Source organism: Pseudoxanthomonas sp. JBR18, assembly GCF_028198165.1.
Lineage (GTDB): Bacteria > Pseudomonadota > Gammaproteobacteria > Xanthomonadales > Xanthomonadaceae > Pseudoxanthomonas_A.
Genome location: NZ_CP116339.1, coordinates 1,684,121 through 1,707,105, shown reverse-complemented (window position 1 = coordinate 1,707,105; position 22,985 = coordinate 1,684,121). Strand labels below are relative to the sequence as shown.

Here is a 22,985-nt window from a genome sequence, read left to right as displayed (position 1 = left end):
CGCTTTAGCCCTGTGCCGCGGCCAGGGCCAGGCCCTGGACCACGCCGAAGGACGGATCGCCGTGCACCAGCCGCGCGCTGGGGAAGGCCTCGGCCGCCACTTGGCGCACGTAAGGCGCGCGCGACATGCCGCCGGTGAGGAACACCGCGTCCGGGGCATGGCCGATGTCGGCCGCCACCTGCGCCAGCAGCGCCCGCAGCTCGCCTACGAATCCGCCGGCCGCGCTCGCCAGGCCCGCGGCCTGCAGCGACACCGCCAGGCCAGGTTCGATGTACTCCAACGCGTCGACATGCGCGTCGGCCGCGCTCAGCGCGATCTTGCTGCGCTCCACGCTGCGCGACAGGCGCGCGGTGTTGCCGGTGTCTTGCAGCGCTTGCAGCCGGTCGCGGAACGGCTGCGGCACGCGTTCGCCAAAGCGGGCGCGGGCGAAGTCCCGCTGCCGGGTCTGGTCGTGCATGGTCGCCGCATCGGTGTAGTGATGGTTGGGCACGCGCGTGAGCCCGCGCCCGAACAGCGGCATGAAGCCGGCCAGGCTCAGCGCCAGGTCCACATCGGTGCCACCACGCGCCACGCCCCACGCGCGACGCACCTGCGGAGCCTGCGCGCCGCCGACATCGGCGTGGGCGATGTCGCTGGTGCCGCCGCCGATATCCACCACCACGACTTCGTGGCGCGTCGGACTGGCGGCGTGGTGGCCCATCGCCGCAGCCGAGGGCTCTTCCAGAAAGTCGATCGCATCGAAGCCCGCCGCCAGCGCTGCCTCGCGCAGGATCTCCAGCGCCTGGCCGTTGCCGGCCTCGCCCAGCGAGCTGCGGAACTGCACCGGCCGCCCTAGCGTGGCCGCGCGCACCGGCTGGCCGAACTGGCGCTGCGCGGTGAGCCGGATGTGCTCCAGGATGTGGGTGGCGATGCCGGTGATGGTCTGCCGCGCGCGTGGATGCAGGTCGTAACCCAGCATCGACTTGGGGCTCTGCACCAGGTGGCCCTGGCCTTCGGCGAAATAGGCGTCCAGCGCGTCGTCGCCATAGACCGCATTCTGCAGCAGCGCGGCCGAACTGCGCGGTTGGCGCATCTGGTCTTCCATCCATTCGCGCCGCACCGCGCGCAGCGCGTCGCGGCGCAACGCGTCTTCGCCGCGGTCCTGGCCGGCGGCCAGCGCGTCACGCCGCCCGACTTCGATCAGCTGCTGCAGCTCGTATTCCTGCGCGGCGGTGAGCTGGAACTGATCCAGCTCCTGCATCACCTCGGGGAAATACACCGAGGTCTTGAACTGCCCCTGCTCACCGAACAGCACCGGCACGACCGCGCCCTCCACGACCGCTGCTGCCGCTGAATTGCTGGTGCCGAAATCGATGCCGAGCTTCATGACGCCCGCCGTGCCTGCGCGAAAAGGCCGCGCACTGTGCCGCAGCCGGCGATGGCGTGCAAATCCGGCGCACCGGGCACACGGCCCGCGTTCATCGCGAGGCCACCAGGCAGCGCCATCCAGGCGTACCAAAGGCGCAGCAGCGCGTGGCGCGTTTGCTCCATGAAGACCTCGCGCGCGAGCCACAGCGTCGATTGATAAGCACGAGTTGCTGTCGCGCCGCGAACGATCGCTTCAGGACTGCGGCGCGTCGGGCCTGGTCCGCTCTGGCTGACGCTGACGGGAGCAAGCCGAAGCCCGGCCCAGGATTGAGGGGACGAGCGGGGCGCAGCCCTACCAGATGAAGCACTCCCCAGCGAGCGTGATGGCCAAGCAGGCCAGCACATAGGCGAGGTTGGCCGCGGCCCTTGCGACCCACGGCCGCCCTGAAAGATCCAGCCCAACGGCGCGTCCGAGCACGACGCCAGTGCCCAGCAGAACAAACCAGGGGACGAAGAAGAACGCTGGCGCTCCACGCACCGCCATGGTCACCAGGTCATGGACCGCGCCACAGACCACGAACGTCAGGATGAGCGCCAGCGGCCTTGGCACAACACGCTGCAGCGGCGAGTAGATGTAACGGCCCAGCACATAGCCAAAGATGGGGTTCCAGTGCCGCCAGAAACCCGCAAACGTCGCGGCACCAAACGCGCGATGAAACATGTTCCGCAGACCGCCGCGCGCGCCCGCAGGGACCCCGTTGCGATAGACGATGTACTGGGACAGGGAAAGCGCGTCGCGTTGCATGCTTTCAGTCTACTGCAATGCTTTTTGACGCGACTTGGCACTGGGCGCGAGCGTGGGTAACGCATCAGACCTGGACGATTGCGAACGCTGGACCTTCACCTCCTCAATCCCGGCTCCCCACCCAGCCGAGCCACGAATCGACTTCGGCTTGACTGAAGTTCAGGCGTCAACCCGCGTACGCCCGATCAGACCCAAGTGGGTCACTCCAAATCCATTCGAATATTTCAGACCATACCCTAGCGCGCGGTCGAGGCCGATGTGGGCCACCCAGATGATGCCGGCGATGACGGCCAGGGGCGCGGACAGCATGATTCCCGCCGCCAGCGTCGCCAGCGCGCCGATCAGGGAGTGCGCGACGTTGTAGGCCATGGCACCAACCTTGGGTCCGGCCAGATAGCCAAACAAGGACAGGTCCGGCGCGAGAAGGCACAGGCCAAATGCTCCCCAAGTCCCGCCATACCTTGCATAGGCCAGCAGGCTGACGACGAAGACGCAGAGCCCCTCAAGGCGAAGCAAGATCCGTATACCCCCCGATGCCGCACCTGCCATGACACTTCTCCTGGCGCCTGGCGCCCAAGCCAAGACGGCGTGGTCGGTCGCTACGTGTGAATCAGCGCCCTAGTTTATTGCGCGCAGGTCCGCATAAGCGCCGGACCGTACGGCCGCTCGCATGTGCGAGCGGGCCCGGTGTGGAATCCACAATGTCGCCCCATCGCCACGGCGGTGACCGCGCGTCCATTGATGGGGCACCCGCGGCAGCCAGTCGGCGATGACGGCTGCAAGTTCGAGCCCGAAGCCAATGGGAACGCCCACCGCGCACATGGATATGACGGGGATGACGTTCACCCTGGGGCGACGTACCAGCGGCGTCCCAGAGACCGCCGCTGGTCCGCATCATTAACGAGATCGGCTGTCCTCGTTCGCCACTCGCTCAGTGCAGGTGCAGTGGATCGGTGTGTCGCGCCACGGGTGTCACCGGCATCTCCCACGCTTGCGTGCCGCGCGACAAATGGCTTCTTCCGGCCCGCCCCTGGACGAGGTAGGCGGGCGCGGTCTCTTCCACCGCAAAGCCCGCGCGACCCTGCTGCAGCGACTGCGCATTGATCTCCCTGAGGATCTCAGACACATCGTTGGCCCGGTCGAAGATCGTGCTGCCCAACGTCGCCAACGTGCCGGGTGCGAAGTCCGCCATGCCATCGGCGAACACCGCATCGGCATACGCCTTGATACCCGCAATCAGCTGTTGGAGCGTGTCGATCTGCGCCAGGGTCACGCCGAAGACCAGCCGCTGCGCGTAGGTGTCATGGCGGGCAGGGGATGCGGGGACGTCATCGCGTTCTTCATCCCCTGGGTGGTCCGGCGATGACGCTTCTTCTTCGTCGTCTTCCTCATCTTCTCCGGAAGCGTCGCTGTGCGCCGCAATGACATCGGCAAGGTCCGCCATCTGTGGGTGACCCCTACGCCCGTAAGCGGTCACGTCCTTGAGCAACAAATCCAGCTGCTCAGACAACTGGTCCAGGCAGGACAACACCTCGGCCATGCCCACGTCCGGTGCCACGTCCTGGGTCCCGCCCATGGCGTTTGACTGGGCCAGCCGCGCCAGAAAGTGGATGTGATTCCTGACCTGCTTCAGCAACAGCCCGCTGTTCTCCCGCAGAAAGTCGCCCGCATCTTGATCGTCAAACGTCTGTTCCGTCATCGCCGCTTCTCCTTTCACCATGAAGTGACCGCCCGCCATGAACGGCGGACGGGAAGTCGGGAGGTTAGAAACCGCTCATAGACGGCGGGCGTATTCCCCTTGCGGGTGTTGTATTGGCCGCCCTCCCGACGCAGGCATCGCGTCGGCTTGTCCCTGCGCGAGGCAGGCACAAAAAACCCACCGGATTTTCGGAGGTGGGTACCGCTATGAGAGGAGTTTCTACGCTCCGTGCTTTAGAGATTGCTGACAGTGAGCAGCCTTGTCAACCGCCGCGGGATCCTTTCTGCGATGCGACCGACAGAAGGTCGAGCGTGCTTCGACCGCAACGCTTTCAACTTGCTGCACAAGGTTCACCACCGAGGATGGGAAACCCTGCAATGCCACCATTGCTCCAACCAGCACCTGCCGGGGAATTTCCCCCGAATATGCGATGGCATCATTCGCTACCACCATCTTCGAGCGAATCAAAAAAGCGAGGACACGACCCAAGATCTCGGCCGTGGGCTGGCCCCCGAGATGAAGGTGTGTCCTCAGCAACCGCGGGAATGCCAAAAGCTGGCCAAGCTACGCTGGTTGTATGTATGCGCAAGCTATCGAAGATCGTCAAAGCGCCCCTCGCGCCGAGCCAGCGCAAGAGACCGCAATGGCCTGCTAACCACTCATCGGAAGACAGTCGCTGAATTAAGCCGTGCCGCGAATGGGCATAGGCTTGAATGAATTGTTAGCTGTCACCTGACTTGAGCTTGCGGGGCCTTTTGGCCAGCTTGACGGACATAATTGACAGGGACGCAATAAGAAAAAAGTATCCAACAACAAAGGCAATGGCGTGATCATTTGGATCTCTTAGATCTGCCATATTCCAGTCGAGCAGGGTGGGCATGGCGTCAACGAAGAAAACCGCCGCCGATAATGCTGCAAATGGAAAAAATAATAGAATAGATATCCATCTCGACGCAGTGAAGATCCTGCAACGCTGAGAAAGCATAAGCACACCCGCCAAGATGTTTGCAACAACAAGCAATGGAAGAAATATGAATAGTGTAAGTACGCCCCTAAAATCGGAAGCCAAAGCCAGCTGAGGAACCCCTAGAAGAACAACCAATAAAACAATTCTTGTCGAAATCTTCATGACTGCTAACACTGGAAATAAGCCGAGCCGCGAAGCGGCTTCGGCTTGATTGACTTGTTAGGACAGGACGGCCCAACGCGGGTAGCCGGCTGCGCTTGCGAGCCGACACGACGATCGTCTTGTGCTGCGTCCGATGCGGGGCCTGCCACATTGACCATCCGTTGAGGTGACCAGCCAAGCGTCAGGCGGCGCGATGACCGGTGCAAGCGGGAGCGCCATACCAAGGAAGAAGCCACACGCCTAACGCTGGAGTTAAGCGGCGCGCGTCAGCGTGTCCGCCTTGAACGAAATGTTAGAACTCGACGATGCGGACATCGCCAGCGAGCTCGCCTGATAGTTGCTCCGCAAGGAAGACAGCATCTTGAAGGGACTCGTCTGCGCCATGGGAGGCTGTGAGCATGAAGTATGGATGGGAACCGTCTCCGACGCACAACTCATCGATTGCGTCTTCGATTCTTGCCGCGTCAGCTCCTACAACGCCGACATAGCCAACATCCTCCTTCATCCATTGCGCCACGATCCCGTCGAGCTCGGGGCGATAGCCTCGCAGCGAGTGAAGAACAATTTTCCGTAAGCCGGCCATTGAGTTCTAACACCTGAATTAAGCCGACCCGCGAAGCGGGTTCGGCTTGAACGAATGGTTAGGTGCCAAGGCCGGCGCTCTTACCGCGCCGACCCAAGAACACCCGTAGAACGAGCAACACAGCGAATGCTACGACAGCAACCCTTACCAGCGGCGTCGGACTTACACCAGCCTGCGGCCAGAAGGTAAGCCGGACGGCAAAAGCAGCCAAACATGCCGCGGCTAAGAGAAGCAGCAGCTTTGCAAAGCGAGCCGAGAAGGGGGCCGCGAGAGCCGGGGCTGCTGCGAGCAGGAACCCCATGCCGCTAAGTGCCAAGCCTGTCTGGCCAAGACGAACATCTCCGAACGCAGCAATCGCCGGCAGCAGCACACCCACTGCCGCAAGAGTGCCGCCAACAAGGATGGCAACGAAATTTAAAAGCCGCCGGAAACTCATCCCTGGCACCTAACGCTGGAAATAAGCCGAGCCGCGAAGCGGCTTCGGCTTGATTGACTGGTTAGGCATCAGCCGACTCCCACAGGCGCCCCGTCCGGATGACCTTGCAGTGGTAGCACCCACTGCTCTTGCCGTCCACGTTGTACCAAGAATGGGTCCCGCCCGCGGCCTCACAATCCACTCCTTTGTCTGCGACTCCTAGGTCAATCAGAAGCCACGGCAAACGCCGCCTTAAGGCGGTTCTCCAACGATAAGGCGATGGTTTCGAGGTAACGGTCATCTGACGCCTAACGCTGGAAATAAGCCGAACCGCGAAGCGGTTTCGGCTTGATTGACTTGTTAGGCCAGGACGGCCCAACGCGGATGGCCGACAGGGCGCGCGAGCCGACACGGCGATTGTCTTGTACTGCGTCCGATGCAGGGCGTGCCACGTTGACCATCCGATGAGGTGACCTGCCAAGTGTCAGGCGGCGCAATTGCTGATGCAAGCGGGAACGCCATGCCAAGGAAGACGCCACACGCCTAACACTGGAAATAAGCCGAGCCGCGAAGCGGCTTCGGCTTGATTGACTTGTTAGGCCAGGACGGCCCAACGCAGATGGCCGTCGAGGCGTGCGAGCCGACAGGCAGATCGTCTTGTACTGCGTCCGATGCAGGGCTCGCCACGTTGACCATCCGATAAGGTGACCAGCCAAGTGTCAGGCGGCGCGAGGGTTGATGCAACCGGGAGCGCCAAGCCAAAGAAAAAGGCACACGCCTAACGCTGGAAATAAGCCGAGCCGCGAAGCGGCTTCGGCTTGATTGACTTGTTAGGCCAGGACGGCCCAACGCAGGTGGCCGGCAGACCGTGCGAGCCGACTGGCCGATTATCTTGTATTGCGTCCGATGCAGGGCTTGCCACGTTGTCCGTCCGTTGAGGTGACCCGCCAAGTGTCAGCCGGCGCGATGGCTGGTGCTAGCGAGGGCGCCAAGCCAAAGAAGAAGTCACACGCCTAACGCGGGAAATAAGCCGAGCCGCGAAGCGGCTTCGGCTTGAATGAACTGTTAGGCCGCACTTTACAGAACGATCCAGCATGGAAGAAATAGAACATTGAATATCAGAGCAGAGATGGCTGCCCATCTTGGTCTCTCGCTGTAGCACAAAGCAAAGATTGCGAGCCAGAAGCCAATAGCAACAGAGAGGAGAAGCGCAGCCCCACCCACCATTGCTACTCCGAGGGGGTTCGCGTCGGGAACATGGAAGGATAGAGTCAAAAATAGCCACCCCATAATTGGGGATGCGAAAGCGAGAGCTGATCTAGAGGAGTACTTGGCGAGATGGCCCATTCTGCCGCCTAGCGCTTGAATTAAGCCGACCCGCGAAGCGGGTTCGGCTTGAATGAATTGTTAGGCGTCACCTGCATTGCCGGGAAGCACGTGCTGGCAGTAGCGCCACTCATGAACTGCTTGATCATCAATGTAAGCGTCAGGCTTTGGCAAGAAAGCCACGAAGCAGTCATCAATGCCCAGTTCAACAGCTGAGGCGCGGGCGTACTCCACGCCGCCTGAACTCCACAGATAGAGGGCAACGTCCTGGGCGTGCAGCTCACGAATTCGAGCGACAACCGGAGACATTGGAGTGCGCTTGGTGCCGGCAGAGCGGATCAGCGTGTCATCAACATCTACAAATACTATGCGTTGTTTCATGTGACGCCTAACGCTGGAAATAAGCCGAGCCGCGGAGCGGCTTCGGCTTGATTGACTTGTTAGGCCAGGACGGCCCAACGCAGGTGGCCGGCGAGGCGTGCGCGCCGACAGAGTGGCCGTCTTGTACTGCGTCCGATGCAGGGCTTGCCACGTTGACCGTCCGATGAGGTGACCTGCCAACTATCCGCTGGCGCGGTGGCTGGCGCAACCGGGAGCGCCAAGCCAGAGAAGAAGGCACACGCCTAACGCCTGAATTAAGCCGCGCCGCGAAGCGGCGTCGGCTTGAATGAATTGTTAGGGCGAACTGCCGCCCACTTTTTAGCCGCGATTGCGAAAAAGCCAAGCACGCTGAATTGCCAAAGCGATACCCACGAACAAGAGCGTAGCTGGAAGCCAGACGATTGCAAATACAACAAATTGGAATCCCCAGTTGTTAGCGTAAAGATCGCCACTGGGTGGGCCAGCAAGAAATGCCGCCGTCCTGAAGTAGAACCAAGTTGCCGAGCAAGTAACTGCGAAAACTAGCTGGGCAAGCGCGATCTTCCAGAACTTGAGCGGTTGCGATGATCTTGCCATGTGCGCCCTAACGCTGGAAATAAGCCGAGCCGCGGAGCGGCTTCGGCTTGATTGACTTGTTAGGCCAGGACGGCCCAACGAAGATGGCGCGCCGAGACGATGCGGCGACGAGCGTGTTGTCTGGTGCTGCGTCCGATGCAGGGCTTGCCACGTTGACCATCCGATGAGGTGACCTGCCAACTATCAGCTGGCGCGGTGGCTGGCGCAACCGGGAGCGCCAAGTCAAAGAAGAAGTCACACGCCTAACGCCTGAATTAAGCCGTGCCGTGAAGCGGCATCGGCTTGAATGAACTGTTAGGCGGCACTTGCATGGTCGCCACCGAACAGACGCTCCGCGCTCTTGAGGCCTCGTTCAAGGCCCTCTGGCGAGAGATAGACCGACTTGGACCTGCCTTTCGGGTCATCAATTAGTCCTTGTGCATGCAGGCGGTCCATTACGTCAAAGTCAAAGCCTTTCCACGCTCGGCCACCATCAAAGCTGAAAGTGGCTAGGAGGGCAAGAACCGCGTCCTCGATACGGGTTTGATCGTAATTCATGGCCTGTCACTCCACGTTGCCGAAATCCAACTGTGCCGCCTAACACCGGAATTAAGCCGGCCCGCGAAGCGGGTTCGGCTTGAATGAATTGTTAGACCTCATCGCCAGGGGCCTGTAGGGCTACGGCTGTAACTAGTGGCTGAAGCGAGATTATGTTTAGACACTCATAGCCCGTCACCATTAGATATTCCGCAACTCTCCCTGGGGTCCGACAAAAAAAGCCGTCCTCGATAGAGGAGCGAATATGGTCGTCAGCGCCTTGCCATCCACCTGCCTCAACCTTTTGCAGGGCGGCGCCCTCAATACTTGTGACCATCTCTATGTTTGAAGACCAAAATTCATACATCTCCCGCTCGTCCATCATACGAAACGCGATCGTGTCATCAAAGATGAGCTGGTAGCGAGTGTGGCTATCAGATGCCAATACGGTGCAGCGATTGGTTTTGCTTTCGTAGAAAATTGAATCCAGGCTGACATAGCTGGAGGTGACTAGGACATCCAAATCGCTGAGAACGGTTTTCATGAGGCCTAACGCCTGAATTAAGCCGCGACGCAAAGCGGCGTCGGCTTGAATGAATTGTTAGGCCGCAGACGGATCACTATGTACACACTGCAGATCCGACCAGCGACCACCTGAGTCTAAGCAAGAATCCGAGCCGATGAACTCGCGGATATATGGCAAGGCTGTAAGAAGAACAGCTGCCACCAGTGCCACTAAAGCATAGTGGCTGGCAGGGCGATCGCGGCGCAGCAGGATGAACAGACCGACTCCCGCCAAGAAAGATGCGGCGGCCCAGGCCAAACGGTTGCCTGCGACAAATAACCAGCCGTCTGGGTTGGATGAAGGCGGCCCGCCCGCGACCCATGCAGCAAAAATGGCACCGTTGAGCTGCAAAAGGCCCCAGATAATCCCGGCAGTCAAGAGAATCCATCTGAGCATCTTGCGGAAATCTCTCATGCGGCCTAACACCTGAATTAAGCCGTGCCGCGAAGCGGCATCGGCTTGAATGAATTGTTAGGCGGCTTGCCCGGGCTGTTGGAGTCCAGGTAGCCACCCACGTCTAGAGAAGATAAATAAGATCAGTCCTGTGCCGCCAAGAAGCCAGAAGATCTTGCGCCCGACCAAATAGCCAAGTTGCTCTGGGGACACGGCCGAATCAAGCGCAGACGCAATCACTAATGTAGTGAGCCCCATAAGCGAGAGAAAGATCACGACGCCCCAGATTGCGTGTAACAGAATTCGCATTGCTGCCTCCTTGCCGCCTAACGCCTGAATTAAGCCGCGCCGCGAAGCGGCGTCGGCTTGAATGAATTGTTAGGGCTCACAGCCGCATGCCTAGCCAAATTACTGCCTCTGTCGAGGCGGACACAATGGGCGTGAGAACCCTGGGCCAGAATGTACCGGCTTGTACGTGCCCTAAAGACTGGTCGTGGTGCTGCTGCTCCTCAGCGACAATGGATGAGATTGCTGATACGGCGAGAGGATCATGGCCCTGCAGCACAACGAGCTGATGTTCAAGGTGGCGAAGCACGACGCTCTCAACGGCTGTGGTGGTTGCTGCAATAGCACTGCTACCCAGCAAGCCAGTTATGGCCCCGAGTACGAAGCCACCCATGCCACAAAGCCAGTAGCTACGGCAGCGACGACGGCAGCGCCGCTCCAGTTCAGCGCCAAAAATTGCCCTATGCCGTTGCTCGTGTGAGCGGAACTCGCGAAGCTCAGCAAGCATCTTTGGCGCGGTCAGCGTGGCCATGAGGATTTGGCCGGTGTAGATACCTATAGCGCCATGCTCACCGGCGTGATTGACCTTGATGATGCGGTCGCCAAGATCATTGGCTAAAGGTTGCATGACTACTTCCATGTGAGCCCTAACACCAGAATTAAGCCGAGCCGCGAAGCGGCTTCGGCTTGAATGATTTGTTAGACGGCGCTGCGCAAATGTGCACCCACCGCCGACCGACTTGGGCCGTAATGTACCAAGTAAGCAAGATCTGAGCCGGAGGAACCAAGACCCACCAGTAATCTGCCAAGAACCCTGAGATGCGGAGTAGGCCGGCGCCGTAGGCCAAATTGGCGGTCTCTAGCGACGGCGCAATGAAGATGCCGTACGCCTCGACGGGGAGCAGGACTGCAAAGACCAAGAACGAAAAGACGCCATAGACCAACGCAGCCACAGTGGAGACAAACAAAAGTGGTCGAGGCAGTCGGGGCTTGGCCCGTAATGCTTTGAGCGCAGGCCACCATACCGGCGCGAACGAAATTAGAAAGTAGACGACAGCAAGCGCGGCGAGCATAGCGCTTAGCTTTGGTCCAAAGACATCGACTGCTTCCATAGCTGCCTAACGCCTGAATTAAGCCGACCCGCGAAGCGGGTTCGGCTTGAATGAATTGTTAGGCCTCATGGCTAGTAGCCTCTGAGAGCCTCGCCTGAAAATTGGTTGCTAGCATCCGATCTACTGCGCCAAGAGCCTCAGCGGCCTGCTGCGGATCAAACTTGCCACCGTGCAGAACAGCGTCAGCCTGATTGTGAAGCGCATATGCAAGATGCGCTGCAGCGCGGGCGGCCGGATCAGGAGTGTCACCGCTACCTAAGTGGTGTGCGAGCAACTGCCGAATCTCGTAGACGGCGAACGCCAACACTTGGTCTTGTGAGACGGTCATTCGGATGTTGCTCCTTGAGGCCTAACGCCTGAATTAAGCTGACCCGCGAAGCGGGTTCGGCTTGAATGAATTGTTAGACCACAGAGTGCTGGTCAAAAGTGTCGCTGTAATCGCGCCGACCCCAAATGCGGCGAGTGCGTTACCCGCGTAAGTCAGGCCGGAGGTGAGAGCAGTGGTGGCGATCACTGCAACGCAGAAGCTGGCGAGCGCGTTGAGTGCGTTAGCCCGCGTAATGAGCAGCGCAGAGGAGTGGATGATCAGAGCCGGCAGAAAGGCCCCTAGGCCGAACACTATGAGAGCGTCCCATAGAGTGACGGACCATCCAGCTGGCATGGCTATAGCGGCGGTGGCGCCTATCGCCGGGACCGCCAGGCCGCAAGTGAAGACCCCGGAAAAAGTGCCCGCCAGTATGCTCTTGAGTGGACCTTCCATGATGCCTCTCCTGTGGTCTAACGCTGGAAATAAGCCGAGCCGCGAAGCGGCTTCGGCTTGATTGACTTGTTAGGCCAGGGCGGCCCAAAGCAGATTGCCGGCAGACTGTGCAAGCCGACTGGCCGATTGTCTTGTGCTGCGTCCGATGCAGGGCTTGCCACGTTGTCCGTCCGATGAGGTGACCTGCCAAGTGTCAGGCGGCGCGATGAACGGTGCAAGCAGGAGCGCCATGCCAAGGAAAGATGCCACACGCCTAACGCCGGAAATAAGCCGAGCCGCGGAGCGGCTTCGGCTTGATTGACTTGTTAGGCCGCAGCACGCTCACCGATTATCCCTGATGGCGCGAGCGAGTGCGGCTATGTACTCATCCTTGGTTTGGCCGGGACATAGCTTTTCCAGCTTGGCGAGAACCTCCGCCCATTGCTCTATTGGCTCGCCGCTGAGGCCAGGAACATGACTCCATTTGCCAATAACCACTTCGGTGATAAGCGTCGCAGATGCCTGCTGGAGCGCAACTCGTGCTGTGTGCTTCTTTGCGGTCATGTCGATACGCGGCCTAACACTTGAATTAAGCCGACACGCGAAGCGTGTTCGGCTTGAATGAATTGTTAGGGCGCACTACTCGCTGAGTGTGACTGACGAAATTGGCGTGCCCACGGGAAGATCTTTTACTTGCGACTGAATCTGGCCGAGAGCATGAAAATGGATTGATAGGTCGCATGGTGCAAAGTTGTCAGGTTGGAACTCACCACCGAGAGTTAGGGGAACTTTGTAGCTAAAGCACTGACCAGGGCCAAGGGTGTGGCCTGCCGACAATAGATCGCCAACGAGTTGAGGTGCAAACCATTGGTTGGCTAGCTCCGGTTGTTGGAGCGAATTGTCAAATTGCTTTTTGCTATCTGCAATGCGGATTAGCTCGGCTCCACCAGTATCAAGCCAGTAGATGGCGCCAGCGGCATCCTCCAAGAAGGCATCACCTAAAGCTGAAACCATCCGAAGCGACAGAGCCTCAGGGACGAGCCAGCGCCACTCAGTCATCAGGTCATCAGATGACTGACCGGAGAGGTCTACTGCCAACTCTCGCCAAGTAATTCTCATGTGCGGCCTAACGCTTGAATTAAGCCGCGCCGCGAAGCGGCGTCGGCTTGAATGAATTGTTAGGCGGCCAGCTCAAATCTAGCCGCCAGCTCCCCGAACGAAGTTGCCACTTTAACCGCGTAGCGCGGATCCATGCCAATGAGTGGCAGCATGTACACAGCGCCAGTCGCGTCAAACGCCAGCACTTCACCGCCGCCGTTGCCCGCGAACGCCAAGTACCCTGGTGCGTACTTCTGTATCTCAATGTCGGAGTTGTTGCCAGAAATCTCGGCCAGCGGCCAAAGGGCGACATAGCCGGGCATCTCGTCACCGACAGTGAAACCCTCAAAAGCGCCGTGAGTTGCGAGGAATTGCTCGTACTCAACTGGTACGGGTAGGGTCATGGCCGCCTAACGCTGGAAATAAGCCGAGCCGCGAAGCGGCTTCGGCTTGATTGACTTGTTAGGCCAGGACGGCCGAACGCAGGCGGCCGCCTGAGCTTGCGAGCCGACAGGCTGATTGTCTTGTACTGCGTCCGATGCAGGGCTTGCCACGTTGACCATCCGATGAGGTGACCTGCCAAGTGTCAGCCGGCGCGATGGCTGGTGCAACCGGGAGCACCAAGCCAAAGAGGAAGGCACACGCCTAACGCTGGAAATAAGCCGAGCCGCGAAGCGGCTTCGGCTTGATTGACTTGTTAGGCCAGGGCGGCCCAAAGCAGATTGCCGGCAGACTGTGCAAGCCGACTGGCCGATTGTCTTGTGCTGCGTCCGATGCAGGGCTTGCCACGTTGTCCGTCCGATGAGGTGACCTGCCAAGTGTCAGGCGGCGCGATGAACGGTGCAAGCAGGAGCGCCATGCCAAGGAAAGATGCCACACGCCTAACACTTATTGGACCCCAGTTCCGGGGTGTTGCTCTGATTGTTCATGTGCGGATGTTGTGGCGTCAAGGCGTTTTCCTACCTAAAACCGATCAGTTACCTGATCGTTGGCAGCGCGGAAGCAGTCCACCCTGGCGTGGAATCTGATGGAAGCATGGGTGTATGAGTTACGCACAACGGGACGTGGGTGTAACAGGCGGAAATGTCGCGGTGCGTCCGCCGCGCCTGTTGGAGCAGGTCCGCCAAAGGTTACGCGCCAAGCACTACAGCCTGCGTACTGAGCAGGCGTACGTCGGCTGGATCCGGCGGTTTATCCTGGCCAATGACAAGCGCCATCCCGGGGAAATGGGCGCAGCAGAGGTGGAGCTGTTTCTTTCCCGCCTTGCCAACGATCATCAGGTGGCAGCCGGCACACAGAATCAGGCGCTCGCGGCGCTGCTGTTCCTGTACCGGGAGGTGCTTGGACTGGACCTGCCCTGGCTGGAGAATCTGACCCGGGCCAAGCGACCGCAACGATTGCCTGTGGTGCTGTCGGCCCAAGAGGCACGGACGCTGCTCGCCTGCATGGAAGGCCGTGCGTGGCTGGTGGCCAGCCTTTTGTATGGCACCGGGATGCGACTGATGGAATGTCTGCGCCTGCGCATCAAGGACGTGGATTTTGGCCGCGGCGAAATTCCCGTCCGTGACGGTAAGGGAGGCAAGGACCGCCACACCGTGCTGCCGCGGTCCCTGGTTGAGCCGCTGCAACGCGAGGTGGACAGGGCGCTGATGCTGCATGCGCAGGATGTGGCCGAAGGCTTCGGTCAGGTGTGGTTGCCGCATGCGCTGGAACGCAAATACCCAAACGCCAACCGGGAGCGCGGCTGGCAATACGTGTTCCCCTCGCTCCACCGCGCGCGCGATCCGCGTGGCGGCGTGGAGCGGCGCCACCATTTTGGTGACGCGGTCCTGGCCCGCGCCTTGAAGGCCGCCCGGGTCCGTGCGCGCTTGCTCAAACCGGTCACCGCGCACACCTTTCGGCATAGCTTCGCCACGCACTTGATAGAAGCCGGCTACGACATCCGCACGGTGCAGGAGCTGCTGGGCCACAAGGACGTGGCGACCACGCAGATCTATACGCACGTCCTAAATCGCGGCGGCCGCGGGGTGGTGAGCCCGCTGGACCGCGCTTGATGCTGAGTTAGAACGCACGGATGGCCTTGTTGGGTATCTTGGCCGGCGCAGTGAGTTCTTGGACGATCCTAGGCCAAGGCTCGGTTGGAGAGCGGCGTGCGAAGTTGCGCGCCGAGGACGATGGTGATTCACTCGGTTCCTCGCCTGGCTGGAAGCCATTTTGGGGCCAGTAGCGACCTTTCCGCTGTGTGAGGATTGCCCGCCCCAATGCGCCTTGCCGCCTCGATCACTCCCCTGCTGGCGGCCTGCGTGGCGCTGCCGGCTTGTTCGCAGGCTTCGATGTCTGCGCCTTCCAAGGAGGAACCCGCCATGACCACCGCGACCCCTTCCGCCGTTGCTTCATCGCAACCGGAAGCGACCGCTGTTCTGCAGCGCATGCTCGAATTGATCCAGGGCACCCATGCGCTGGCGGATTTAACCCCGGCACGGGTCGGCCAGGTCATGGGCGTCAGCCTGGAGCGCGCGCGCGATGGCAGCGCGCGCTACGGCTTTGGCGCCGCACTGGATTCGTCTTGGTCCTACACGATCGAATTGGATTCCACGTCGCCGGACGCCGCCAAGTTCGCGTTCAACTTCATGTCGTCCTCGCCAGATGCGTCGATGAGCCCGATCTGTCAGATGGACTTTGATGCCTTCAGCCGCCGGCTTGAGGCGCTGGGCTTCACCCGCACGCCATACAACGCTGAGCACGGGCGCCTGGTCAAGGCGTGGTTCGACAAGCCCGGCTTGCGGGTAAGCGTCTACCCTCAGGGTGAGTCGGACGAATCCGCCGAGCATCGCTGCGTACGCACGGTGACGATGCCCTAACGGCCAGGGAGTGCGAACGTGCCACTGACCAAGGAAGCACATGCGCTGGTCGACGCATTCGCCAGGCAGCCCGGCGTCACCGTCGACCAGGCCGCCAACCTCGCGGGAGTGATCAACCATTCGCCGACGCTGGTGGATCAGATCAACGAGGCCGTGAAGCTCGGTCATCTCAAGCAGATCGTGCCGCTGCCGTTGGGCACGCATGCCGGCGGCGAGTACAACGGCGCAGCCAAGGAGATGCGTCTGCCCCTGTCGATGCTGACCAGCCCGCCCAAAGGCGTGCCCTTCGACGCCGGCGAACCCACATTCGTGCTTGAGCACGAGTTGCAGCACGGCTTCAACCACGCCGCAACCGAGCAGGCCACTACGACCTTTATCGCCGACACCAAACAGGTGGCGCAGAGCAAAGGGCCGACGCACGACTACACTGCCGCGCTCGGCGCGCTGATCGCGGCCAACCGGCGCGACGAGGCCGGCGCGGAAGTGGCCGGCTGGAACGCGCTAGCCAGCAGGGTTCAGCATGACAAGCCCAGGGCGACGCTGGAGGATATCTACAACGCAAATCCATTCCGCGCTGGCGATTTGATCGACCGCACCGGCACCCCGCCCAACTACCACTATGCCGCCAAGCCCAATATCGCCTTGGACAAGGACCTGCACATGCAGCCGACGGCGTCCAACATCGAGGGCATGGGCCGCAATTACTTCGATCACCCGCCGGCCCAGGCTGGGCTGGGTCACCACGGCAATTCCGACTACGCCAACTACTATGGGGCCTGGGGCACGGGCGTGGTCGTACAGTCCGAGCGCGCCTATGGTGACGGCAAGGCGCAGCTGGAGATGAATCTGAAGCAGCTGCATCTATCTGAAAGGCTGATGGAGCAGAACGGGCTCAACCTAGGCAGTGACACCTCCCCCATGCCTTATCGCGACACCAGCACCACCCCGCCCACGACGCACCGCTTCAACCATACCGCCACAACCTTCACCCACATTCCCATCGTCTTCCAGGGGCTTCCATTACCGGTGGCAGAGGCCACACGCGAGGGCCCCTCGCGGCCCGGGCATCCCGACCACGCGCTATTCAAGCAGATCGAGGCCGGCGTGGCGGCGCAGGAACTGGCCCATGGCGAGGACGCCGACCGCATGAGCCACAGCCTGCTCGCACTCGCCAAGGAGCAGGGCATCAGCCGCGCCGACCATGTGGTGCGTGGCGGCGGCGGCGAGGGCGGACAGGTCAATGTGTTCCTGATCCAGGGAAAGCTGCAGGATCCCGCCCAGCGCCGCGCCTGGATCGATGCCAGTCAGGCCATGCAGACTCCACAGGAAGCATCGATCCAGCGGATCGAGCAGGTCAATACCTCCGCCCAGGCGCTGGATTCCCCGCAGCAGTCTGCTCCGGTGCAGGCCCCGGCACGGCTGGCACCATGAGTGTCCAGTCGATAGGACCCTTATCGCGATGCGATTCCACAACCTGATCCCGAAGATCTTCTACGACCGGCTCGAGGACGGGCTGGCGTTCTTTGTCGATGCGCTGGGCTTTGAAGTGCTGTACCAGGACGATGCCATGGCGGTGATCGCCCGCGATGGGGCCAAGGCCTATCTGGTCGCCAGTCCCGAATACGCGGCCAAGGACCGGCCGGAGCTGGGGATCGAGGTGGATGATGTGGACGCGGTGTATCGGGAGATGGCCGCGCGCGCGCCGGAGCGGCTGCATCCCAACGCCAGCACGGTGCAGTGCCGGCCGTGGGGCACGCGCGAGTTTGCGATGTTGGATCCGACGACGGTGTGCGTGAACTTCCGCGAGTGGCCCAAGGCTTGAAGCCCCGGGCCATCGCCGCCGATCAGAACACCCGGCAGAACACCGCCTTGAGGTAGCGCGATTCCTGCACGTGGGCCATGAACGGATGGTCCGGACCGGCCCCGGCGACTTTCAGGATCTGGATGGTGCGGCCGGAGAAATAGGCGGCGCGGCGCAGCATGTCCAGGAACTGGTCCTCGGCCACCAGGCCGGTGCAGGAGAACGTCGCGAACAGCCCACCGGGCTTGACCACGCCCAGGGCCAGCTTGTTCATGTCCAGGTATTTCTTGAGCGCGGTGATGACCTGCTCGCGGTCGCGGGTCATCTTGGCCGGGTCCAGGATCACCACGTCATAGGCGTCGCCGCGCGCGGCCGCATCGCGCAGGTAGGGGAAGATGTCGGCCTGCACGAACTTGGGACGCACGTTGTTCAGCCGCGCATTGCCCTTGGCGATGGCGATCACGTCCTGGTCGATGTCCACGCCCAGCACCTCGGTCGCCCCGCGCGCAGCCGCGTATACGGCAAAGCCGCCGGTGTTGCAGCACAGATCCAGCACGGTCTTGCCTTCCACGTGCTGGCTGAGCCACTGGCGGTTCTCGCGCTGGTCGGCGAAGAAGCCGGTCTTGTGTGCGCCCGCCGGGTCGGCGCGGAACTTCACCCCATACTCGGTGATCACCTCGGCCTCGGTGCCGGCGGTGTTGTGGAAGTCGAAGCTTTCCTGCTTCTGCACGTGCTCGTCGGCGAAGCTGTGGAAGCGGCAGCCGGGGAACTGCGCGCGCAAGGCGTCGTAGATCCACTCGCGGTGGCGGAACATGCCGGCGGCGAAGAACTCCACCACGATCAGGTCGCCGTAGCGGTCCACCACCAGGCCGGACAGGCCATCGCCCTCGGCGTGGACCACGCGCCAGGCATCGGTGGTGGCGTCCAGCTTGAGCACCTCGCGGCGCAGCGAGACGGCCTGGGCGATCTTGGCGTGGAACCAGGCCGCGTCGACCTGCACGTCCGGATCGGTCTCCAGGATGCGCACGGCAATGCGCGAATGGCCGTTGTAGAAGCCGCGGCCGACCCAGTCGCCGTCCACGCCGAACACATCGACGATGGTGCCCGGCTTGGGCTTTTGCGGCGGCTTGTCCACCAGTTTCTGGAAGATCCACGGGTGGCTGGAACGCCAGGCGTTCTTCAGGCGGACGGCAGGATTGGGCATGTTCATCGGCCTATTGTAGAAGGCCGCGGCGCTTGGAACCGATCTCGCGTGCTGGCCAGGCCACCGCCTTCGTGTGCTGTGGGAGTCGCCCTTGTGGCCTTTTCGGCCAATGGCGGCGATGAAGCCCTCCAGGGAAAGCCCATCGCCGCCATGGCGGCTCCCACGGGATGGTTCCAGTGGCGACGCCTCACCGCTTGGTGGGAGGCGCTACAGCGGCGATGGGACTCTCCTGTAACGCCCTGTCGCTGGTGGAGCAGCTCCCATACAAATGTGTCTGGACGATTGCGACGGCAACCAAATCGTCCCGCCCGCAACACTGCGGCGCACGCCGCGCGCTTTGCCCCGTCACGCGTTAGCCGCGACAATGGCGTGCTTGGCCGCTTCGTCGGTCCTCCTCGCCGGGTCGACGACACCGGTGTCCGGGGCCGTTCCGGCCAAGGGTGGCGCGCGTCCCCCGCCGTGCGCGTCCCCGCCGCCTATCCCCGCCTTCGCAAGAGAGACCGATCCCGCATGTCCGACACGCCCAAGATCCTCTACACGCTGACCGACGAAGCCCCGTTCCTGGCCACCCAGTCCCTGCTGCCCATCATCGATGCCTATACCGATACGGCTGGGATCGTGGTGGAGACCCGCGACATCTCCCTGGCCGGACGCATCCTGGCCCAGTTCCCGGACCTGCTGAGCGATGCGCAGAAGGTCTCCGACGATCTGACCGAGCTGGGCGAGCTGGCGACCACGCCGGAAGCCAACATCATCAAGCTGCCCAACATCTCGGCCTCCATGCCGCAGCTCAAGGCGGCCATCAAGGAGCTGCAGGACCAGGGCTATCCGCTGCCGGACTACCCGGATGAACCCAAGACCGAGGCAGAAAAGGACATCAAGGCCCGCTACGACCGGACCAAGGGCAGCGCGGTCAACCCGGTGCTGCGCGAAGGCAACTCCGACCGCCGTGCGCCGCTGTCGGTCAAGAACTACGCCCGCAAGCACCCGCATCGCATGGGCAAGTGGTCCACCGAGTCCAAGACCCACGTGGCGCACATGGAGTCGGGTGACTTCTTCGGCAGCGAAAAGTCGACCACCCTCAAGGAGGCGGGCGCGCTGAAGATCAGCTTCGTCGGAAACGACGGCAGCACCACCGTCCTCAAGGACAAGGTGGCGGTCAAGGCCGGCGAGATCGTCGATGCGGCGGTGATGAGCAAGCGGGCGCTGGCCAGCTTCATCGATGCGCAGATCACCGATGCCAAGGCCCAGGGCGTGCTGTTCTCGGTGCACCTGAAGGCCACGATGATGAAGGTCTCCGACCCGGTGCTGTTCGGCGTGGTGGTCGAGGAGTTCTACAAGGACGTGCTGGCCAAGCACGCCGACGCGCTGGCCTCGGTCGGCTTCAACCCCAACAACGGCATCGGCGACCTGTACACGGTCATCGCCAAGCTGCCGGCCGAGCAGGCCGCGGCGATCAAGGCCGACGTGGAGGCCGAGTACGCCCAGCGCCCGGCGCTGGCGATGGTCAACTCGGACAAGGGCATCACCAACCTGCACGTGCCCTCGGACGTGATCATCGATGCCTCGATGCCGGCCATGATCCGCGACAGCGGCAAGATGTGGAATGCCAAGGGCGAGCTGCAGGACACCAAGGCGGTGATCCCGGACCGCTGCTATGCCGGCGTGTACCAGGCCACCATCGATGACTGCCGTGAGCACGGTGCGTTCGACCCGGCCACCATGGGCTCGGTGCCCAACGTGGGCCTGATGGCGCAGAAGGCCGAGGAATACGGCAGCCACGACAAGACCTTCCAGATCGCCGGCGACGGCAAGGTGGTGGTGACCGATGCCTCGGGCGCGACCGTGTTCGAGCACGCGGTGGAAGCCGGCGATCTGTGGCGCATGTGCCAGGTCAAGGACGCGCCGATCCAGGACTGGGTCAAGCTGGCCGTCACCCGCGCCCGCCTCAGCGACACCCCGGCGGTGTTCTGGCTGGACGCCGCCCGCGCCCACGACGCGCAGGTGATCGCCAAGGTCGAGACCTACCTGAAGGACCACGACACCAACGGCCTGGACATCCGCATCCTGCCGCCGCTGGAAGCGACCAAGTTCACCCTGGAGCGCATCCGCAAGGGCCAGGACACCATCTCGGTGACCGGCAACGTGCTACGCGACTACCTGACCGACCTGTTCCCGATCATGGAACTGGGCACCAGCGCCAAGATGCTCTCCATCGTGCCGCTGATGGCCGGCGGCGGCTTGTTCGAGACCGGCGCGGGTGGTTCGGCGCCCAAGCACGTGCAGCAGTTCCTGGAAGAGGGCTATCTGCGCTGGGATTCGCTGGGCGAGTTCCTGGCCCTGGCCGCCTCGCTGGAGCATCTGGGCCAGGCCTACGACAACCCGGCCGCCACCGCGCTGGCCAAGGCGCTGGACGTGGCCAACGGCCAGTTCCTGGACAGCAACAAGTCGCCGGCGCGCAAGGTGGGCGAGATCGACAACCGCGGCAGCCACTTCTACCTGGCCCTGTACTGGGCCCAGGCCCTGGCCGCGCAGGACGCGCACGCCGAGCTGAAGGCCAAGTTCACCGCGCTCGCCAAGACCCTGGCCGAGCAGGAAGCCACCATCGTGGGCGAGCTCAATGGCGCCCAGGGCACGCCGCAGGACATCGGTGGCTATTACCACCCGGACCTGGCCAAGTGCGCGGTGGCCATGCGCCCCAGCAAGACCTTCAACGACGCGCTGGCGCAGTTGGGCAAATAGGACACGCGCGCGCCTGTCGGCCCCGGACCGGGGCCGGCGGGTGGGCGTGCCGCGTGAGCTCACCGCGCAAGGCGGTGCTGCGATGGTGGAGACTTCATCACCCTGTGTTGCCCTGACGCTGCAATAGCCTCACCCGGACAGCGGTCGTCCGGGTGGCGGCTGGTCCGAATGCGCCATCAAGAGCTAAGGGGGACTTCGTGGCCAAGGTGTTGATCATGGGCTCGGATCTGCAGAGCGAGCTCGCATTGCTGCAGGAGCTGCAGGCCACGGCCGATGCGCCAGGCCTGGTCCTGGACCTGTGCCACGACCTGGCCGACTGCGACCTGATGGTGGTCCGCGACAACCCGGTGCTGCGCAAGGCGGCACGGCGCATCCTGGTCAGTCATCCGCACCTGCCGATGTGGTCGCTGGCCGAGGACGGCCAACTGTTCGACGCCCTGCATGATCCTCCGCGTGCGCTGGACCTGCCCCAGGTACGCGCCACCTTGCGTGCCCTGGAACCGGACGCGGTGCAGGCACAAGCCCCGGCGACACCGCCGCGCCCCGTGGAGCCCGTCCCGGCGCGGTCGCCCCAGCCATCAGCACTGGCCATCGAGGCGCCGCCACCGGCCGATCCCGGCCCCCTGGGCGAATCGATCCGGTCGCGCTTAATCGCGGCCGACACGGTCAGCGCACTGGCCCTGGACGGGAAGGTGTGCCTGCTGCTGGATTTCCGCCGCCTGCTTGCGCTGGCCGCTCCCGGTGCCGATCTGCAGGGCCGGTCGCCCGAGCAGTTCCTGGGCCGGCACTTTTTCCGGCTGTCGCAGCATGCGCTGCAGGCGTCGCGCTACTCGGCGCTGTTCGTGGACCTGCCCAGCGTGCCGCTGATCCCGCTGCTGTGGCAGGCCACCCTGCGCATGCAGGTCGAGCCAGTGCTGCTGGAGCCCCTGCACGAAGGCTGCCGGATGCGCCTGGCGCGCTGGCCGGACTTCCGCGTGCTGGCCCATCGCCACGATGACTTCCGCATGTGCTCGCTGCTGCTGCACCGCCCTTGTACCGCCGCCGAGGCCGGACAGGCGCTGGACGTGGACACCGGCGCCGCGCGCGCGTTCTTCAATGCCGCCTGGCTGACCGGTTACGCGCAGGTGGAATCCAGCACGCCCCAGGCCGGCACACCCGGTCCGACGGAAGCCACGCGCGGGGCGGGATCGTTGTTGGCCAACATGTGGCGCGGCGTGCGCGGCAAAAAAGGCGCGTAGGCGCCTGGCTCCGGTGCTGCCGGTCGACGTGCGCTAGCCCGACCAGATCATGCGGATCATGGGCGCGCGCATGTGCGAGATCGGATCGACCGAGCTGAGGGGTTCGGCTTGCTGAGCCCTGTCGCTGCGGCTTCGGCTTCGGCTTCGGCTTCGGCTGCGAAGTTACCGCT

General features: G+C 62.5%; 24 protein-coding genes. 7 read left to right on the top strand and 17 right to left on the bottom strand.

Features of this window, described 5'->3' with window-relative positions:
* Positions 1 to 4 precede the first annotated feature (4 nt).
* From PJ250_RS07785 to PJ250_RS07760, 6 genes are all read right to left on the bottom strand, one after another.
* A complete protein-coding gene (locus tag PJ250_RS07785) occupies positions 5 to 1,366 on the bottom strand; it encodes an Hsp70 family protein (RefSeq protein ID WP_271648015.1) in 1,362 nt (453 codons plus the stop codon).
* On the bottom strand, positions 1,363 to 1,530 hold the full coding sequence (locus PJ250_RS07780) for a hypothetical protein (protein WP_271648014.1): 168 nt from the start codon (positions 1,528 to 1,530) through the stop codon (positions 1,363 to 1,365). Before PJ250_RS07780 ends, PJ250_RS07785 begins: the two co-directional genes overlap by 4 nt.
* 169 nt (positions 1,531 to 1,699) lie before the next feature.
* Positions 1,700 to 2,152: an MBOAT family O-acyltransferase gene (locus PJ250_RS07775; RefSeq protein ID WP_271648013.1), complete on the bottom strand. Its 453-nt coding sequence runs from the start codon at positions 2,150 to 2,152 to the stop codon at positions 1,700 to 1,702.
* 159 nt (positions 2,153 to 2,311) lie between these two features.
* Entirely contained in the window at positions 2,312 to 2,701 is a 390-nt protein-coding gene (locus PJ250_RS07770) for a DUF4260 domain-containing protein (protein ID WP_271648012.1), read from the bottom strand.
* Between the two features lie 382 nt (positions 2,702 to 3,083).
* Positions 3,084 to 3,890: an XAC0095 family protein gene (locus PJ250_RS07765; protein ID WP_271648011.1), complete on the bottom strand. Its 807-nt coding sequence runs from the start codon at positions 3,888 to 3,890 to the stop codon at positions 3,084 to 3,086.
* Between the two features lie 682 nt (positions 3,891 to 4,572).
* On the bottom strand, positions 4,573 to 4,980 hold the full coding sequence (locus tag PJ250_RS07760; RefSeq protein ID WP_271648010.1) for a hypothetical protein: 408 nt from the start codon (positions 4,978 to 4,980) through the stop codon (positions 4,573 to 4,575).
* 361 nt (positions 4,981 to 5,341) lie between these two features.
* Here PJ250_RS07760 and PJ250_RS07755 point away from each other — a divergent pair, with 361 nt between their 5' ends.
* Entirely contained in the window at positions 5,342 to 5,554 is a 213-nt protein-coding gene (locus tag PJ250_RS07755; protein ID WP_271648009.1) for a hypothetical protein, read from the top strand.
* 1,831 nt (positions 5,555 to 7,385) lie between these two features.
* Here PJ250_RS07755 and PJ250_RS07750 read toward each other — a convergent pair.
* The 10 genes from PJ250_RS07750 to PJ250_RS07710 form a co-directional block, all read right to left on the bottom strand.
* A complete protein-coding gene (locus PJ250_RS07750) occupies positions 7,386 to 7,685 on the bottom strand; it encodes an HAD family hydrolase (RefSeq protein ID WP_271648008.1) in 300 nt (99 codons plus the stop codon).
* An 870-nt stretch (positions 7,686 to 8,555) separates the two neighbouring features.
* The gene (locus PJ250_RS07745) at positions 8,556 to 8,798 is read right to left on the bottom strand and encodes a DUF6429 family protein (protein ID WP_271648007.1); all 243 of its coding nucleotides are present in this window, start codon (positions 8,796 to 8,798) and stop codon (positions 8,556 to 8,558) included.
* A gap of 91 nt (positions 8,799 to 8,889) precedes the next feature.
* Positions 8,890 to 9,321 carry a hypothetical protein gene (locus tag PJ250_RS07740; RefSeq protein ID WP_271648006.1) on the bottom strand — a complete coding sequence of 144 codons (432 nt, stop codon included), beginning with the start codon at positions 9,319 to 9,321 and terminating at the stop codon, positions 8,890 to 8,892.
* Positions 9,322 to 9,378: 57 nt separating this feature from the next.
* The gene (locus PJ250_RS07735) at positions 9,379 to 9,756 is read right to left on the bottom strand and encodes a hypothetical protein (protein WP_271648005.1); all 378 of its coding nucleotides are present in this window, start codon (positions 9,754 to 9,756) and stop codon (positions 9,379 to 9,381) included.
* Between the two features lie 364 nt (positions 9,757 to 10,120).
* A complete protein-coding gene (locus PJ250_RS07730) occupies positions 10,121 to 10,660 on the bottom strand; it encodes a demethoxyubiquinone hydroxylase family protein (RefSeq protein WP_271648004.1) in 540 nt (179 codons plus the stop codon).
* A gap of 530 nt (positions 10,661 to 11,190) precedes the next feature.
* On the bottom strand, positions 11,191 to 11,460 hold the full coding sequence (locus PJ250_RS20610; protein WP_333909510.1) for a hypothetical protein: 270 nt from the start codon (positions 11,458 to 11,460) through the stop codon (positions 11,191 to 11,193).
* A 33-nt stretch (positions 11,461 to 11,493) separates the two neighbouring features.
* A complete protein-coding gene (locus PJ250_RS07725) occupies positions 11,494 to 11,892 on the bottom strand; it encodes a hypothetical protein (RefSeq protein ID WP_271648003.1) in 399 nt (132 codons plus the stop codon).
* Between the two features lie 321 nt (positions 11,893 to 12,213).
* On the bottom strand, positions 12,214 to 12,435 hold the full coding sequence (locus tag PJ250_RS07720) for a hypothetical protein (protein ID WP_271648002.1): 222 nt from the start codon (positions 12,433 to 12,435) through the stop codon (positions 12,214 to 12,216).
* Positions 12,436 to 12,510: 75 nt separating this feature from the next.
* On the bottom strand, positions 12,511 to 12,930 hold the full coding sequence (locus PJ250_RS07715; RefSeq protein WP_271648001.1) for a T6SS immunity protein Tdi1 domain-containing protein: 420 nt from the start codon (positions 12,928 to 12,930) through the stop codon (positions 12,511 to 12,513).
* Between the two features lie 119 nt (positions 12,931 to 13,049).
* The gene (locus tag PJ250_RS07710; protein ID WP_271648000.1) at positions 13,050 to 13,373 is read right to left on the bottom strand and encodes an SMI1/KNR4 family protein; all 324 of its coding nucleotides are present in this window, start codon (positions 13,371 to 13,373) and stop codon (positions 13,050 to 13,052) included.
* A 639-nt stretch (positions 13,374 to 14,012) separates the two neighbouring features.
* Here PJ250_RS07710 and PJ250_RS07705 point away from each other — a divergent pair.
* The 4 genes from PJ250_RS07705 to PJ250_RS07690 all read left to right on the top strand — a co-directional run bounded on the left by PJ250_RS07705 (position 14,013) and on the right by PJ250_RS07690 (position 17,652).
* Positions 14,013 to 15,023, top strand: coding sequence for an integron integrase (locus PJ250_RS07705; protein ID WP_271647999.1), 1,011 nt, complete (start codon positions 14,013 to 14,015; stop codon positions 15,021 to 15,023).
* A gap of 207 nt (positions 15,024 to 15,230) precedes the next feature.
* A complete protein-coding gene (locus tag PJ250_RS07700; RefSeq protein ID WP_271647998.1) occupies positions 15,231 to 15,830 on the top strand; it encodes a hypothetical protein in 600 nt (199 codons plus the stop codon).
* Between the two features lie 18 nt (positions 15,831 to 15,848).
* Positions 15,849 to 17,261 (top strand): XVIPCD domain-containing protein, encoded by a 1,413-nt coding sequence (locus tag PJ250_RS07695; protein ID WP_271647997.1) that lies wholly within the window; start codon positions 15,849 to 15,851, stop codon positions 17,259 to 17,261.
* 28 nt (positions 17,262 to 17,289) lie between these two features.
* A complete protein-coding gene (locus tag PJ250_RS07690) occupies positions 17,290 to 17,652 on the top strand; it encodes a VOC family protein (RefSeq protein WP_271647996.1) in 363 nt (120 codons plus the stop codon).
* Positions 17,653 to 17,674: 22 nt separating this feature from the next.
* Here PJ250_RS07690 and PJ250_RS07685 read toward each other — a convergent pair whose 3' ends face one another.
* Entirely contained in the window at positions 17,675 to 18,841 is a 1,167-nt protein-coding gene (locus PJ250_RS07685) for a class I SAM-dependent rRNA methyltransferase (RefSeq protein WP_271647995.1), read from the bottom strand.
* 504 nt (positions 18,842 to 19,345) lie between these two features.
* On the opposite strand from PJ250_RS07685, the gene PJ250_RS07680 reads away from it, so the two are divergent.
* Both PJ250_RS07680 and PJ250_RS07675 read left to right on the top strand, forming a co-directional pair.
* Complete coding sequence (locus tag PJ250_RS07680) at positions 19,346 to 21,577, top strand: NADP-dependent isocitrate dehydrogenase (protein WP_271647994.1); 2,232 nt, start codon at positions 19,346 to 19,348, stop codon at positions 21,575 to 21,577.
* Positions 21,578 to 21,774: 197 nt separating this feature from the next.
* The gene (locus PJ250_RS07675) at positions 21,775 to 22,815 is read left to right on the top strand and encodes a hypothetical protein (protein WP_271647993.1); all 1,041 of its coding nucleotides are present in this window, start codon (positions 21,775 to 21,777) and stop codon (positions 22,813 to 22,815) included.
* Positions 22,816 to 22,985 lie beyond the last annotated feature (170 nt).

Excerpts from the sequence above, each read along its gene's own strand:
- PJ250_RS07785 (WP_271648015.1), bottom strand. The coding sequence starts at position 1,366 with ATGAAGCTCGGCATCGATTTCGGCACCAGCAATTCAGCGGCAGCAGCG.
- PJ250_RS07780 (WP_271648014.1), bottom strand. The coding sequence starts at position 1,530 with ATGGAGCAAACGCGCCACGCGCTGCTGCGCCTTTGGTACGCCTGGATG.
- PJ250_RS07775 (WP_271648013.1), bottom strand. The coding sequence starts at position 2,152 with ATGCAACGCGACGCGCTTTCCCTGTCCCAGTACATCGTCTATCGCAAC.
- PJ250_RS07770 (WP_271648012.1), bottom strand. The coding sequence starts at position 2,701 with ATGGCAGGTGCGGCATCGGGGGGTATACGGATCTTGCTTCGCCTTGAG.
- PJ250_RS07765 (WP_271648011.1), bottom strand. The coding sequence starts at position 3,890 with ATGGCGGGCGGTCACTTCATGGTGAAAGGAGAAGCGGCGATGACGGAA.
- PJ250_RS07760 (WP_271648010.1), bottom strand. The coding sequence starts at position 4,980 with ATGAAGATTTCGACAAGAATTGTTTTATTGGTTGTTCTTCTAGGGGTT.
- PJ250_RS07750 (WP_271648008.1), bottom strand. The coding sequence starts at position 7,685 with ATGAAACAACGCATAGTATTTGTAGATGTTGATGACACGCTGATCCGC.
- PJ250_RS07745 (WP_271648007.1), bottom strand. The coding sequence starts at position 8,798 with ATGAATTACGATCAAACCCGTATCGAGGACGCGGTTCTTGCCCTCCTA.
- PJ250_RS07740 (WP_271648006.1), bottom strand. The coding sequence starts at position 9,321 with ATGAAAACCGTTCTCAGCGATTTGGATGTCCTAGTCACCTCCAGCTAT.
- PJ250_RS07735 (WP_271648005.1), bottom strand. The coding sequence starts at position 9,756 with ATGAGAGATTTCCGCAAGATGCTCAGATGGATTCTCTTGACTGCCGGG.
- PJ250_RS07730 (WP_271648004.1), bottom strand. The coding sequence starts at position 10,660 with ATGGAAGTAGTCATGCAACCTTTAGCCAATGATCTTGGCGACCGCATC.
- PJ250_RS20610 (WP_333909510.1), bottom strand. The coding sequence starts at position 11,460 with ATGACCGTCTCACAAGACCAAGTGTTGGCGTTCGCCGTCTACGAGATT.
- PJ250_RS07725 (WP_271648003.1), bottom strand. The coding sequence starts at position 11,892 with ATGGAAGGTCCACTCAAGAGCATACTGGCGGGCACTTTTTCCGGGGTC.
- PJ250_RS07720 (WP_271648002.1), bottom strand. The coding sequence starts at position 12,435 with ATGACCGCAAAGAAGCACACAGCACGAGTTGCGCTCCAGCAGGCATCT.
- PJ250_RS07715 (WP_271648001.1), bottom strand. The coding sequence starts at position 12,930 with ATGACTGAGTGGCGCTGGCTCGTCCCTGAGGCTCTGTCGCTTCGGATG.
- PJ250_RS07710 (WP_271648000.1), bottom strand. The coding sequence starts at position 13,373 with ATGACCCTACCCGTACCAGTTGAGTACGAGCAATTCCTCGCAACTCAC.
- PJ250_RS07705 (WP_271647999.1), top strand. The coding sequence starts at position 14,013 with ATGAGTTACGCACAACGGGACGTGGGTGTAACAGGCGGAAATGTCGCG.
- PJ250_RS07700 (WP_271647998.1), top strand. The coding sequence starts at position 15,231 with ATGCGCCTTGCCGCCTCGATCACTCCCCTGCTGGCGGCCTGCGTGGCG.
- PJ250_RS07690 (WP_271647996.1), top strand. The coding sequence starts at position 17,290 with ATGCGATTCCACAACCTGATCCCGAAGATCTTCTACGACCGGCTCGAG.
- PJ250_RS07685 (WP_271647995.1), bottom strand. The coding sequence starts at position 18,841 with ATGAACATGCCCAATCCTGCCGTCCGCCTGAAGAACGCCTGGCGTTCC.
- PJ250_RS07680 (WP_271647994.1), top strand. The coding sequence starts at position 19,346 with ATGTCCGACACGCCCAAGATCCTCTACACGCTGACCGACGAAGCCCCG.